The sequence below is a fragment of the Brevibacterium litoralis genome (genome assembly GCF_040212315.1).
GTDB classification, from domain to species: Bacteria; Actinomycetota; Actinomycetes; order Actinomycetales; family Brevibacteriaceae; genus Brevibacterium; species Brevibacterium litoralis.
In genome coordinates this window covers 31,372-45,402 of record NZ_JBDIUY010000019.1, presented here as the reverse complement: position 1 = coordinate 45,402, position 14,031 = coordinate 31,372, and the positions used below count along the sequence as shown (strand labels likewise).

The following is a 14,031-nucleotide window of genomic DNA, read 5'->3' as shown; positions in this document are numbered from 1 at the left end:
CCTTTCCTGCCGGATGACGCCGAATGCGACAGGCGCACACCCTGCCACCTGCACACTTGCCACTTTCGAACACCAGTTCGATAATGGGTGCATGTCAGTCGACGCCCTGCAGCAGCTCACCCACCTCACGGGTGTCCGGACGGCCAGTGAACTGGCCTCCGGGATCGCGCCCCACCCCGTGGACGCGCCCCTGCGCCCCGTCTACTCCCGGGGCGGGCTCCCACGCGGGGAGATCCTGCAGGTCACGGGGGACCATGCGGTGTCCCTCGCTCTCGCCTCGGTCGCGGCCCTCACCCACGAGGACCGCTGGGTCTGCACCGTCGGCCTCGGAGCGCTGTCGTCCGCCTCGATCGCGGACTTCGGTGTCGACCTCGACCGTTTCGTGTCCGTCGCGACCCCCGACCGCGAATGGCTGCGCGTCACCTCCGTCCTCGTCGAGTCCTTCGACGTCCTCCTCGTCCGCCCGCGCTACCGCACGACCCCCACCGAACGCAGCCGCCTGGCCGCCAAGGTGCGGGAACGCCGCGCCACGCTCGTCTCGCTCGACCCCTTCGCCGGCAGCACCGAACAGCTCTCGACCACCGCCCTCGGCTGGGACGGCGCGCAGGCCGGCCACGGGCGCCTCTCCGGCTGCCGCGTCGCCGTCCACGGCTCCCGCACGGGCTCCCACACACTGCTCCTGCCGGGCCCTTCGGGCCGCGTCGAGTCCCTCACCCGCTCCCGAGGCGCCCTGACCATTGCCCCGACGCAACCGGACCACTCCCTGCCCGGACGTCGCTCTCCCGGCGTCCTCCGCCCCGTCCCCACCCACTCCTCTCCTGCCGCTCCGGAGGAGGGCTCCGGTGCATCGGCGGACGTCGTCCCCCTGCCACTCCCCGACACGGACGGGCAGGCAGGGGACGACCGTACAGAGGGTGGAACCCCGGCCATTCCACGCACGGAACCGGAACGAAAAGGAGCGGAATCACAGGTGATCGCGCTGCCGATCCCGGAAGGTGGGCGAACGGGCGTGCTGCCCGACTCGGACGAGGACCAGGCCGATGGAGACCCCACCGGCGCGGATCTCCCGGGCGACGGCCCGGCGGAGGAGGGTACGGCGGATGCTCGAGGGGAGGGCACCTCGGGAGCGGAGGGACCGACCGGCGGTACCGCTCACGAGGCGCCCGTCGCCACGATCACGGCACTCACCGGGGCGGCGCCGACCGCGACCGCATCCGGCGCGGCAGTGCCCACCGAGGAGACCGTGCCCACCGAGGAGACCGTGCCCACCGAGGAGACCGCGGCGGGGGTGCGACCATGACGCGCACGCTCGTCCTCGCCGTGCCGGACTGGCCGACGGTCGCCGCGGTGCGGGCGCTCGGGCTCGATCCCCTCGCGCCGGTGGCGATCCTGCGGGCGGGGCGGATCCGCGCGTGCAACGGTCCCGCGCGCGCCGCCGGCGTGGGGATCGGGCTCAACAAGCGGGCCGCCCAGCTGCGCTGCCCCGACCTGCAGGTCCTGTCGCAGGACACCGATCGGGACCACCGGGTGTTCGCCGAGGGGATCGGGGTGCTCGAATCCCTCGTCGCGCGGTTCTCCCTGGTGGAGCCGGGTGTCGTGAGCATGCCCGTCACGTCCCTGCAGCACACCCACGCGGACGAGGCGGCCGCCACCGAACACCTCCTCACCGGTCTCACCGACGCGACGGGCTGGGAGTTCTTCCCCGGCGTCGCGGACACGGGATTCGGTGCGTTGCTCGCCTCGCGGACGGCCACACGGGTGCCACCGGGGGCGACGGCGGAGTTCCTCGCGCCCTTGCCGTCGACCGTGCTCGAGGAGGTCGACCCGGTGTCCTTCGGCGAGCTCGTGCCGCTGCTCGAGAGGTTGGGATTGCGGACGCTCGGGACCCTCGCCGCTCTGCCGGAGTCCGAGGTGTCCGGGCGGTTCGGCGAGGTCGGCACGCGGGCACACCGACTGGCCGCGGGACACGAGGACCGGATCCCCGTCGATCACGTGCGGGCACGCGAGCACCGCGTCGAGGTCGCCGTGGACCCGCCCACCGGCCGGAGCGACGTGCTGTCCTTCCACGCGCGGTCGCTCGCCGGGGACCTGTTCCGGGGTGTGCGCGCGGACGGGCTGGTGTGCACACACGTGAGCATCGGCCTGCTGTCGACCACCGGCGAGGAGCAGACCCGTACGTGGCGGATCGAGGAGATGAGCGAGACCGCCGTCGCCGACCGCCTGCGCTGGCAGTCGGAGGGATGGTTGCGTCCGGCGCGGGGGCGGGGCGGTGCACCGGGAGCGGGGCGTTCCCCGGAGGCCGGGGGTCCTGCCCCCGTCGGCGGGGGTCCCGGACGTTCGGGCCGGCCACCACAGGTCCCCGGGCAGGGGAGCCTTCTGGAGGGTGACGGCGCCGATCCCGGTGAACCCGCGGAGGACGGGATCGCGCTCATCACGCTCGTCGCGGCGGAGCTCGTCGCGCCGCTGCGGACGCAGGAGAGCCTGTTCGACCAACGGCCGGGGCGGATCGCGCACACGCTCGAGAGGATCCAGGGGCTCTACGGCGCGGAGACGGTGCTCGTCCCCTCGCTCCAGGGTGGGCGCGACCCCGACGAGACCGCACTGTGGACGCCGTGGCAGCAGGCGCCTCGGGCGGTGCGGGATCCCGGGGCGCCGTGGCCCGGGGACATCCCTGCGCCCCGGCCGACGCTCGTCGAACGCACCCCGGTGGACCTGCTCGACGCCCAGGGGGTGTCGGTCGTCGCGCGTCCGGCGGGACTCGATGCGGCACCGGCTCTGTTGCGGGCACCGGCGAGCGGTGGGCGGCCACGGTTCTCCGCGCGGGTCACGGCCTGGTCCGGCAGCTGGCCGGTCGAATCCGGCTGGTGGGACGAGGCGGTGGCGCAGTACCGCGTGCGGATCCAGGTCGTCACGGAGGACGGCCACGCCTTCCTGCTGTGCAAGGAGGAAGGGGAGTGGTACCTCGTCGGGCGGTACGAGTGAGGGGCGATCGCTGGGCGGGACCTTGAAATCGAGTGTGCGGAGATCGGCGTTTCAGACCCCGCACGACGCCAATCTGCGCACGGTCGAATCGCGGGCACGGACGGTTCGCGCAGGCAGGTGACGAGCACAGGCAGGGAGGACGAGGAGACATGGGATTCAACAACCCGCGCACACCCTGGGCGGAGCTCGCGCAGAAACTCTCACTGCTCAGCGGCGACAAGAAGGCACTGCGCGCGTTCCTCGCCGAGCGGAGTGCTGAAGGGGAGCGCGGTGCTGCTGACCGGGTCCACGGTGAGTCGAACGCCGAGGAGGTCAGAGGAGAGAGCACCCGGGGGAGTGGCACCCCGAATACTCCTTGGTCAAACCAACGACATGCGGAGGACGACCCCGCCACGCCGGCCGCACCTGCTCCCACACCGGGACCCACGCCGGGGCCCGCTCCCGCACCCGTCTCCGTGGGGCCCGGTGCTTCCGACCGTCGCAGCCGGTATGCGGACTCACCCGAACTCCCGGAGGACGTCGACGATCCGGTTCCCGCACCAGACCACCCGACTCCGGACCACCCGCCCACCGACCCGGAGGCGAACGGCTCCGACGCACCCGCCTGGGCCCGGCGCGACCGCTACGCCGACACGGCGTCGGCCCGGAAGCATGACGGGAACCCGGCCGACCACCGGAACTCACCCACCGACCACCGGAACTCACCCACTGACCACCCGAGCGCACCCACCACCCCCGACACGGCGAGCACTCCCGCACCCACTCCGCGAAACCCGGGCCACACCTCCACATCCCCGACCCGCGCCACCCCGCCCTGGGCGGAGCTGCACGTGCACTCGGACTTCAGCTTCCTCGACGGCGCCTCGGAACCGGAGGAGCTCGTCGAGGCGGCCACCCGCTCGGGGCTGGACGGGCTCGGCCTCACCGATCACAACGGCCTGTACGGCGCCGTCCGGTTCGCCCACGCCGCCGCCGAGGCGGACCTCCCCACCGTCTTCGGCGCCGAACTCTCCGTCGGCCTCACCGAGAAGATCCCCGGCCAGGTCGACCCGCAGGCACTCCACGTCCTCGTGCTGGCCCGCGGAGTCGCGGGCTACCGGCGCCTGTCGGAGGCGATCACCGAGGCGAACATGCGCGGGGAGAAGAACCGCCCGGTCTTCGACCTCGAGGAACTCGCCGCCCTCACCCGTGAACACGGCGACTGGCGCATCCTCACCGGCTGCCGCAAGGGCCTCTTCACCCTCACACCCGGCGCGGCCGCGCCCGGTGCGCGCACACGAGGAACCACACCCACCCGCTCCCGAGGCGCCCTACCCTCGGGCACACCCACCTCCTCCACACCCACCACCCCGGACCCCACCTCCGCAGCCGCCTCTCTCGCGTCCGCGATCGACCTGTTCGGCGCCGACAACCTGGCCGTCGAACTCACCCACCAGGGCCTGCCCACCGACGACGAACGCCTGCGCCTGTACGCCGATCTCGCCGCCGCCCACGGGGTCCCGGCCGTCGCGACGAACGCCGTCCACTACGCGACCCGCGCCCGCTACCGCAACGCCCAGGTCCGTGCGGCCGTCCGGTCGCGGAAGTCCCTCGACGAGGTGGCCGGCTGGCTGCCCCCGGCCGCGACCAACCGCATCCACTCCGTCGACGAGATGCTCCGCCGCTTCGCCTTCCTCGGCGAGGCGGGGTACACGGCGATCGCGAACGCCGGGCACATCGCCGCCGAGTGCGCCTTCGGCCTCCGCGCCGCCCGCGCCGGACTCCCCACCGCACCGATGCCCGCGGGCGTCACCGAGGAGCAGCACCTGTGGGACCTCGTCACGGCCGGAGCCCTCCACCGCTACGGCACCCGCGAGGCGAACCCCCACGCCTGGGAGGTCATCGACAAGGAGATGGCGACGATCGTCTCGATGGGTTTCTGCGGCTACTTCCTCATCGTGTACGACATCGCCCGCTACTGCCGCGAACACGACATCTTCTGCCAGGGCCGCGGGTCCGCCGCGAACTCCGCCGTCTGCTACGTCCTCGGCATCACCGCCGTCGACGCCGTCGAGCAGGACATGCTCTTCGAACGCTTCCTCTCCCCGGACCGCGCCGGCTACCCGGACATCGACATCGACATCGAGTCCGCCCGCCGTGAACCGGTCATCCAGTACGTCTACGAGCACTACGGCCGCGACCGCGCCGCCCAGGTCGCCAACGTCATCACCTACCGCGCGAAGTCCGCCGTCCGCGACGCCGCCGCGGCCCTCGGCTACGCCCCCGGCCAGCAGGACGCCTTCTCCAAGCACCTCCACCGCTGGTCAACCCTCCCGGAGCTCGAGGAAACCTCCGCTCCCGAGGCGCCCGCGGACCAGGGCGCCTCGTCCGCGGACCGGGCACGGTCGGACCGGTTGCGTCGGGGATCGGGTGAGGGTGGCCCCACGCCCGTCCCGGCACCCGTCCTGCGGGTCGCACAGGACCTCCTGAACACCCCGCGCCACCTGGGGATCCATTCCGGCGGGATGATCCTCGCGGACCGGCCGATCGGGCAGGTGGTGCCGATCGAACCGGCGACGATGGAGAAGCGGACCGTCGTGCAGTGGGACAAGGACGACTGTGCGGCGATGGACCTCGTGAAGTTCGACCTGCTCGGGCTCGGTATGCTCGGCGCGCTGCACGAGATGGTCGACCTGATCGAGCGGCACACGGGGGAGCGGATCGACCGGGCGGCGCTGCCCAAGGACGACCCGGAGGTCTACGACATGCTGTGCCGGGCGGACGCGATCGGGATCTTCCAGGTGGAGTCGCGCGCGCAGTTGGCGACCCTGCCCCGGCTGGCCCCGCGGGAGTTCTACGACCTCGCGGTGCAGGTCGCGCTCATCCGGCCGGGGCCGATCCAGGGCGGTTCCGTGCACCCCTACCTGAACCGGCGGCAGGGGAAGGAACCCGTCGAGTACCTGCACCCGCTGCTGGAGAAGTCGCTGGGCAAGACGCTCGGCGTGCCGCTGTTCCAGGAGCAGCTCATGCAGATGGCGATCGACGTCGCCGGGTTCAGCGGGGCGGATGCGGACGAACTGCGCCGCGCCATGGGCTCGCGCCGCTCGGCCCGCCGGATGGCGCAGTTGCGCGACCGGTTCCTGGGCGGGTGCGCCGAACGCGACGTGGAGCCCGCCACCGCCGAGGTGATCTTCGAGAAGATCGCCGCCTTCGCCGACTACGGGTTCCCCGAGAGCCACGCGATCAGCTTCGCGAACCTCGTCCACGACTCCGCCTGGTTCAAGCGCTACCACCACGCGGCCTTCACCGCGGGACTGCTGCGCTCGCAGCCCATGGGGTTCTACTCGCCGCAGTCGCTCGTCACCGACGCCCGGCGGCACGGGGTGGGCATCCGGCCCGTCGACGTGAACGCCTCGCAGGTGCTCGCCGACCTCGAGCCGGACGCCGACTCCACCGGGGGACTGGCGATCCGGATCGGACTGGAATCGGTGCGCCACGTGGGGGAGGAGGCGGCGAAGACGATCGTCGCCGCCCGCGAGGAGGGTGGCCCGTTCACGTGCGTCGAGGACCTCGCCCACCGCACCGGCGTCGAGGTCACCGTCCTCGAAGGACTCGCGACGGCGGGGGCCTTCGAGTGCTTCGGGCTCGATCGGCGGCAGGCACTGTGGATCGCCGGGTCCCTGTCCGGGGCGGGGCCGGACACGCTGCCGGGCACCTCGCCGGTGAGTTCCGCACCGGCCCTGCCGCTCATGGACGACTTCGACGTGACCCTCGCGGAACTGTTTTCCACCGGGCTCACCGTCGACGGCTACCCGACCGAACAGCTGCGGGAATCACTGCGGGCCCGCGGCTACCTGTCGACCGCCGACGCGCAGGCGACCGAGGACGGCAAACGGATCACCGTCGCCGGGATCGTCACCCACCGCCAGCGCCCGGCCACGGCCAGCGGGATCACCTTCATGAACATCGAGGACGAGTTCGGCATGCTCAACGTCGTGTGCACGCCCGGGCTCATGAAGCGGTTCCGGTCCGTCTCGCTCACCCGCAACACCCTCGTCGTCACCGGCCAGCTGCAGCGCTCGGACGAGGGGAACGGCGTCGGCGGCGCAGACGGAGCCGGCCGGAGGACGGGTTCCGTCGTGAGTCTCTACGCCCACAAGCTCGTGCCCCTCGACGTGCAGGTGCCCGTCGGCTCCCGCAACTTCCGGTGACGCCGAGGCGCCCTACCCTCCCAGCCGCCGCCACACACCTCGCACCTTCCCTTTCCGGGAGAACATGACGTTTGTGACGCGACTGTGACGGTCACATGACGGACCGTGCCCGGCGCTCGCCCCCGCGTCCTAGCGTGAGGGGCACCCGTCACCGTCGCACCCAGGAGCCTCCCGATGTCGCAGCCGCAGCAGTCCTTCGAGACCCGCCAGGTCCACGCCGGGCAGGAGCCCGACTCCGCCACCGGAGCCCGCGCCCTGCCGATCTACCAGACGACCTCCTTCGTCTTCGACGACGCCGAGACCGCCGCGAACCGGTTCGCGCTCGCCGACCTCGGACCCATCTACACGCGCATCGGCAACCCGACGGTCGAGACGGTCGAGAAGCGCATCGCCTCCCTCGAGGGTGGCGTCCAGGCACTCCTGCTCGCCTCCGGCCAGTCCGCGGAGTTCCTCTCCATCATCAACATCGCCGAGGCCGGTGACCACGTCGTCGCCAGCCCCAGCCTCTACGGAGGCACGTACAACCTCCTCGACGTCACGCTCCGCAAGCTCGGCATCGACGTCACCTTCGTCGAGGACCCGACCGACCTCGCCGCCTGGGAGTCCGCGGTCCTCCCGAACACCAAGCTGTTCTTCGCGGAGACCGTCTCGAACCCCCGCTCCGACGTCCTCGACATCCGGGGCGTCGCCGATGCCGCCCACGCCGCCGGCGTCCCGCTCGTCGTCGACAACACCCTCGCGACGCCCTACCTCGTCCGCCCGATCGAGCACGGTGCGGACGTCGTCGTCCATTCGGCCACCAAGTACCTGGGCGGCCACGGCACCGCGATCGCCGGCGTCATCGTCGACGCGGGCACCTTCGACTTCACAGCCGAGCCCGAGCGGTTCCCCGGCTTCAACACCCCGGACCCCTCGTACAACGGCATCGTCTACGGCCGCGACCTCGGGCCGGGCTCGCCCTTCGGCGCCAACGTGAGCTTCGGGATCAAGGCGAAGGTCCAGCTCCTGCGCGATCTCGGTCCGGCCGCCACGCCCTTCAACGCCTTCCTCATCGCCCAGGGCCTGGAGACCCTCAGCCTCCGGATCGAGCGCCATGTCGCCAACGCCCAGCGCGTCGCGGAGTACCTCGAGGCGCACGCACAGGTGACGAAGGTGAACTACGCCGGCCTGCCGTCGAGCCCCTGGTACGAGCTCGGGCAGACGTACCTGCCCCAGGGCGTCGGCTCGGTCCTGTCCTTCGACATCCTCGGTGGTCACGACGCCGCAGTCGCCTTCGTCGACGCCCTCGACCTCCACTCCCACGTGGCGAACCTCGGCGACACCCGCTCGCTCGTCATCCACCCGGCCTCGACCACGCACTCGCAGCTCGACGCCGCCGCCCAGGAGAAGTCCGGCGTCAACCCGGCTCTCATCCGCCTGTCCGTCGGCATCGAGGGGATCGACGACATCCTCGCCGACCTCGACCAGGGCTTCGCCGCCGCGGCGGCAGTCGCTCCCGAGGGACAGGCCTGATGATGAAGACCGCCGGGCGCACGCACACGGCGCGGATCCCCGACTTCCGGCTGGAGTCCGGGTACGTCTTCGACGAGGTGACCCTGGCCTACGAGACCTTCGGGACCCTGAACGCCGAGAGGTCGAACGCCGTGCTGATCCAGCATGCGCTCACCGCGGACTCCCACGTGACGAGCGGCGTCGAGGAGCCCGCCCGGGCCGAGCACCCCGGCGGGTTCGCGCCGGGCTGGTGGGAGGAGCTCGTGGGGCCCGGACGCGGGATCGACACCGAGGACTGGTTCGTCGTGTGCACGAACGCGCTCGGCGGCTGCAACGGCAGCACCGGCCCGACGTCGGCCCATCCGGACGGCCTGCCCTACGGCTCCCGGTTCCCGCACGTGACGATCCGCGACATGGTCCACGCGGAGATCGCCCTGTCGGACCTGCTCGGCATCGACCGGTGGCACGCCGTGATCGGCGGCTCCATGGGCGGCGCACGCTCCCTCGAATGGGCCGTCACCGCACCGGAACGCGTCGAGAAGCTCACGGTCCTCGCCGCCCCGGCCTATTCGGACGCCGACCACATCGCCTGGGCGCACACCCAGATCAACGCGATCGAGCTCGACCCGGACTACTGCGGCGGCGACTACCGCGCGCTCGGCCGGTTCCCGGAGACGGGTCTCGGGATCGCCCGGCAGATCGCGCACCTCACCTACCGGGCCGACGCCGAGCTCAACCACCGCTTCGGCAACGACCTCCAGGACCCCACCCCGCCGCACAGGGAGGGGGAGTCCTACTACGCGATCCAGAGCTACCTCGACCACCAGGCACGCAAGCTCGTCAACCGGTTCGACGCCGAATCCTACCGCGTCCTCACTGGTGCACTGCGCGACCACGACGTACGCCGCGGCCGGTCCGCCGACCTCGCCGAGACACTGAGCACCGTCACCGCCGAGGTTCAGTTGCTCTCCATCAGCTCCGACCGCCTCTACACCCCGGGGCACGTGGCGCAGATCGGCGCGGCCCTCCCGGGGTCACCGAAGCCGACGATCATCCCCTCCTGGGCCGGCCATGACGGGTTCCTCACGGAGACCGCCCAACTCACCGACCACATCGGAGATTTCCTCAACGCCACGTCCCGTCGCTGACACGCGGGGCCAGACGAGATCACGGCCGGCCGTGCAGATCACGTGTTTCAGAACTCGTGATCCGCACGGCCGGCCGTGATTTCGCTTCTGCGCCTCAGCGCTTCTTCTTCGCCTCCTGGCGCCGCTTGTAGAGGACCTTTTCATCGACGGGGGCGTCCGAATCCGCGCGGAGTTTCCGGAAGTACGCGCGTGCCTCGTCCTGGCGTTCCTTCTCGATGCCGGTGGAGATCGTGGCCCGGCGGTGGGCGTCGCCGTAGCCGAAGGCCTCGACGAGGACGTCCGCATCGGCGGCGAGCTTGGCGCACAGGCGGTCGATCGTCGGGCCGATCTGGCGCGCACGGCTCATGGGCAGGCGGCCGTACATGATGTGCCAGCCGATGTGTTCCTCGACCGTCGACAGCCCGTGGAGGTCACGGATGCGGCGGAAGATCTTGGTCTCCGGTGCGTCGATGCCGTGCTCCTCGCGGAAGGCTCGGAACTCACGGTCCAGCGCCTTCCACTTGCGCAGGTGGACCCAGGCGCGGGCCGTCTCGATGAGGAGGTCCTGGTTCTCGTTCACCAGGTCCGCGGCCGCTTCCGGCTTCATCTTCGTCGCCGGCCGGAGGTTGCCGGCGAGCTCGGCGACCATCGAGTCGACGCGGCTCTCGAGCAGCGCCTCCTGGAGCTTGCCCGAGCGGATCCGCTTGGTGTTGAGCAGCGGCGTGAAGACGTCACCGATCGTGCGCCCCACGTTCGCGATGCCGGACCGGTAGAGGGAGTGCTCGGCGGCCTGCGTGCCGATGAACCGTGCGACTCCACCGATGTCCAGGTGCCGCAGCTCCGCCGCGTAGTCACCGAGCAGGCGCTTGCCGACGAGCTGGAGGAGGACGGTGTTGTCGCCCTCGAAGGTCGCGTAGATGTCGAGGTCCTGGCGGAGCCCGGTGATCCGGTTCTCCGAGATGAACCCGGCACCGCCACATGCCTCGCGGCACTCCTGGAGGATCTCCAGGGCGTCCCAGGAGCTCAGCGCCTTGAAGCCGGCGGCGAGGGTCTCCAGGTCCTGGCGCGCCTCGTCGGAGTCGTCGGCCCCGGAGAACACGTCCTGGAACTTGTGGAGCAGGTCGTCGTGTGCCACCGCGTTCGCCCAGGTCCGCGCGAGCAGCGGCATGAGCCGACGCTGGTGGCGCTGGTAGTCGAGGAGGACGACCTCCTCCGTCTCCTTCGCCGCGGTGAACTGGCGGCGTTCCTGTGCGTACCGCAGCGCGATGTCGAGACCGAGCTTGGCGCCCACCGTCGAGGCGCCGTCGAGCGAGACCCGCCCCTGCACGAGGGTGCCGAGCATGGTGAAGAAGCGCCGACCGGGCGACTCGATCGACGACGTGTAGGTCCCGTCCTCGGCCACCTGGCCGTACCGGTCGAGCAGGTTCTCCCGCGGGATGCGCACGCTCTCGAAGGCGAAACGACCGTTGTCGACGCCCCGCAGACCACCCTTGTGGCCGTCGTCCTCGATGCGCACACCCGGCATCGGCTCGCCGTCCTCGGTGCGGACGGGCACGAAGAACGCGTGGACACCGTGGTTGACCCCGCGGGTCACGAGCTGCGCGAAGACGACGGCGGCCCGCGCATGGACGGCGGCGTTGCCGATGTATTCCTTCGTCGCGGCCCGGAAGGGCGTGTGGACGACGAACTCCCGTGACTCCTCGTCGTAGGTGGCGGTCGTCGCGACCGAGGCGACGTCCGAGCCGTGCCCGATCTCCGTCATCGCGAAGGAACCGAGGAGTTCACCGGCGGCCGTCGGCACCAGCCACTTCCGGTGCTGTTCCGCGTTGCCCAGGTGCTGGATCGCCCCGCCGAACAGGCCGAACTGGACACCCGCCTTGATCTGGATGCTCGGCGAGGCGGCGACGAGTTCCTCGAACCCGGCCACGTACCCGGCGTGCTGGTTCTCGCCCCCGAGGTCCTCGGGCAGGGGACGGACGGGCTGGCCGGTCCGCGCGAGCGCCTCGACGCCGGCGAGCGTCTGCTCACGCAGCTCGGGCAGGGCCGCGTGCTCGTCGATGACGAACCCTTCGCGCTCGACGTAGGTGCGGCCCTCCGCGCGGTATGAGGCCCAGTCGCCGTCGAGGACGGCCTGCAGCAGCCGCGGGTCGGCCGGCTGCCTGGTCTGTGCGGAACGGGTTGCGGAACGGTCGGTCATGCGTCCTCCTCGGGGGAACGGTGCGGGGTAGGGGTCGAGGCGCCTGCCGGGTCGGCAGCACCCGCGGGCTCGGTGCCCGCCACGGCGGCGCCGGGAGTGGAAGGCGCCTCGGCGGCGGACAGGTGCTCGTCGTCGGCGGAGCGGGGGTGGGAGTCCCACACCCAGGTGGTCACCGAGTCGACGAAACGGTCGATGTCGGCGGGGAAGTCGAGCCACTTCTCGGTGCACGTGCGGATGAAACCGAGCGCGCCGTAGGCCCACAGGGACTCGTGGTCGGGCAGCTCCAGGCGCTCGAAGAACAGCGTGGTGAGGGCCTCGAAGAAGTCGCGGCCGGCCTCGTCGGCGGTCGCGGCGACGGCGGTGTCACAGAAGTGGTAGACGGACGGCGAGCCCTCGGCCAGGCGGGCGAAGGCCCAGACCATGGCGCGCAGGGACTCCCGTGGGGTGGGCGCCTCGGAACTCGCTTCCTCCAGCTCGCGGCGGATGACGTACATGGCCCATTCGCCCATGGCCGTCTGGAGGCCGCGGCGGTCACCGAAGTACCGGTAGTACACAGTCTTCGCGGTGCCGGAGCCGAGCGCGATGGCGTCCATCGGGGCGTCCGGTCCGTGGGTGTCGATGACGGCCCGGGCGGACCGCAGGAGTTCCCGACGGCGTTCCTTGCGGTGCTTCTCCCACCGGGTGGAGCGACCGTCCTGTGTGACAGGTTTCATGTGACGGAGGGTATCAGGTATTGTCTGCCTCATGACACCCCAGCAGACCGGTACACGCCGGGCCTTCGTCCTCGGCGGCAACCGCATCCCGTTCGCACGTTCCAACAAGCAGTACTCGCAGGCCTCCGCCCAGGACCTGCTCACGAGCGCCCTCGAAGGCCTCGTCGCCCGGCACGGCCTGGCCGGGGAGCGCCTGGGTGAGGTCGCCGGTGGCGCCGTCCTCAAGCACACCAAGGACCTCAACCTCACCCGTGAGTCCGTCCTCGGCTCCGCACTGTCCCCGGAGACCCCCGCCTACGACCTCGGCCAGGCCTGCGCCACCGGGCTCGAGGCGGTCGTCCAGATCACCCAGAAGATCCGTCTCGGACAGATCGAGTCCGGCGTCGCCGCCGGCACCGACACCACCTCCGACGCCCCGATCGTCGTGAGCGAGGGGCTGCGCGCCGCACTCCTCGAACTCTCGCGCGCTGGTACGGTTCCGGCCCGCCTCAAGGCCCTGGCAGGTCTGCGTCCCGCCGACCTGGCACCGCAGGCCCCGGACACCGGCGAGGCCCGTACCGGCCTGTCGATGGGCGAGCACCAGGCGATCACGACGGCCGCCTGGGGCATCTCCCGCGAGGCCCAGGACGAACTGGCCGCCGCCTCCCACCAGAAGCTCGCCGCCGCCTGGGACGCCGGGTTCTTCGACGACCTCGTCACCCCCTACCTGGGCGTCACCCGCGACACGAACCTGCGCCCGGACTCCACGCCGGAGTCCCTGGCGAAGCTGAAGCCCGTCTTCGGCACCAAGCTCGCCGCCGAGCCGACGATGACCGCCGGCAACTCGACCCCGCTCACCGACGGTGCGGCGACCGTGCTGCTCGGCTCCGAGGACTGGGCCGCCGCCCACGGCCTGGAGCCCTGGGCCGAGGTCGTCGACGCCGAGGCGGCCGCGGTCGACTACGTGCATGGCGCGGAGGGCCTGCTCATGGCCCCGGCCTACGCCGTTCCGCGTCTGCTCGCCCGCAACGGCCTGACGCTTCAGGACTTCGACGTCTACGAGATCCACGAGGCCTTCGCCGGCACCGTGCTCAGCCACCTGGCGGCCTGGGAGTCCGAGGAGTTCTGCACACAGAAGCTCGGCCTCGACGGGGCGCTGGGTTCCGTCGACCGGGACAAGCTCAACCCGCTCGGCAGCTCGCTGGCCGCCGGCCATCCCTTCGCCGCGACCGGCGGGCGGATCATCGCCTCGGTGTCCAAGCACCTCAAGGAGACCGGCAAGAAGCGGGCCCTCGTGTCCGTCTGCGCCGCCGGCGGCCAGGGCCTCGCCGCGATCGTCGAGGGGGTGTGAC

At 71.5% G+C, this 14,031-nt stretch carries 8 protein-coding genes; 6 read left to right on the top strand and 2 right to left on the bottom strand.

Going from position 1 to position 14,031, the window contains the following annotated elements; genetic code table 11:
- Positions 1–91: 91 nt before the first annotated feature.
- The 5 genes from imuA' to metX all read left to right on the top strand — a co-directional run bounded on the left by imuA' (position 92) and on the right by metX (position 9,811).
- On the top strand, positions 92–1,300 hold the full coding sequence (imuA', locus tag AAD496_RS06470; protein WP_349827842.1) for a DnaE2-dependent mutagenesis accessory factor ImuA': 1,209 nt from the start codon (positions 92–94) through the stop codon (positions 1,298–1,300).
- Positions 1,297–2,982, top strand: a complete 1,686-nt coding sequence (locus AAD496_RS06465; RefSeq protein ID WP_349827841.1) for a Y-family DNA polymerase — start codon at positions 1,297–1,299, stop codon at positions 2,980–2,982. The genes imuA' and AAD496_RS06465 overlap by 4 nt, the downstream gene beginning before the upstream one ends.
- Positions 2,983–3,131: 149 nt before the next feature.
- On the top strand, positions 3,132–7,172 hold the full coding sequence (locus tag AAD496_RS06460) for an error-prone DNA polymerase (protein WP_349827840.1): 4,041 nt from the start codon (positions 3,132–3,134) through the stop codon (positions 7,170–7,172).
- 174 nt (positions 7,173–7,346) lie between these two features.
- The gene (locus tag AAD496_RS06455; RefSeq protein ID WP_349827839.1) at positions 7,347–8,684 is read left to right on the top strand and encodes a bifunctional o-acetylhomoserine/o-acetylserine sulfhydrylase; all 1,338 of its coding nucleotides are present in this window, start codon (positions 7,347–7,349) and stop codon (positions 8,682–8,684) included.
- The gene (metX, locus tag AAD496_RS06450) at positions 8,684–9,811 is read left to right on the top strand and encodes a homoserine O-acetyltransferase MetX (RefSeq protein WP_349827838.1); all 1,128 of its coding nucleotides are present in this window, start codon (positions 8,684–8,686) and stop codon (positions 9,809–9,811) included. The genes AAD496_RS06455 and metX overlap by 1 nt, the downstream gene beginning before the upstream one ends.
- Positions 9,812–9,905: 94 nt before the next feature.
- On the opposite strand, the gene AAD496_RS06445 is transcribed toward metX, so the two are convergent.
- Positions 9,906–11,987: an acyl-CoA dehydrogenase family protein gene (locus AAD496_RS06445; protein WP_349827837.1), complete on the bottom strand. Its 2,082-nt coding sequence runs from the start codon at positions 11,985–11,987 to the stop codon at positions 9,906–9,908.
- Complete coding sequence (locus AAD496_RS06440) at positions 11,984–12,700, bottom strand: TetR/AcrR family transcriptional regulator (protein WP_349827836.1); 717 nt, start codon at positions 12,698–12,700, stop codon at positions 11,984–11,986. The genes AAD496_RS06445 and AAD496_RS06440 overlap by 4 nt, the downstream gene beginning before the upstream one ends.
- Before the next feature lie 31 nt (positions 12,701–12,731).
- Here AAD496_RS06440 and AAD496_RS06435 point away from each other — a divergent pair, with 31 nt between their 5' ends.
- A complete protein-coding gene (locus AAD496_RS06435) occupies positions 12,732–14,030 on the top strand; it encodes an acetyl-CoA C-acetyltransferase (RefSeq protein WP_349827835.1) in 1,299 nt (432 codons plus the stop codon).
- Position 14,031 lies beyond the last annotated feature (1 nt).

Excerpts from the sequence above, each read along its gene's own strand:
- AAD496_RS06460 (WP_349827840.1), top strand. The coding sequence starts at position 3,132 with ATGGGATTCAACAACCCGCGCACACCCTGGGCGGAGCTCGCGCAGAAA.
- imuA' (WP_349827842.1), top strand. The coding sequence starts at position 92 with ATGTCAGTCGACGCCCTGCAGCAGCTCACCCACCTCACGGGTGTCCGG.
- metX (WP_349827838.1), top strand. The coding sequence starts at position 8,684 with ATGATGAAGACCGCCGGGCGCACGCACACGGCGCGGATCCCCGACTTC.
- AAD496_RS06455 (WP_349827839.1), top strand. The coding sequence starts at position 7,347 with ATGTCGCAGCCGCAGCAGTCCTTCGAGACCCGCCAGGTCCACGCCGGG.
- AAD496_RS06465 (WP_349827841.1), top strand. The coding sequence starts at position 1,297 with ATGACGCGCACGCTCGTCCTCGCCGTGCCGGACTGGCCGACGGTCGCC.
- AAD496_RS06445 (WP_349827837.1), bottom strand. The coding sequence starts at position 11,987 with ATGACCGACCGTTCCGCAACCCGTTCCGCACAGACCAGGCAGCCGGCC.
- AAD496_RS06440 (WP_349827836.1), bottom strand. The coding sequence starts at position 12,700 with ATGAAACCTGTCACACAGGACGGTCGCTCCACCCGGTGGGAGAAGCAC.
- AAD496_RS06435 (WP_349827835.1), top strand. The coding sequence starts at position 12,732 with ATGACACCCCAGCAGACCGGTACACGCCGGGCCTTCGTCCTCGGCGGC.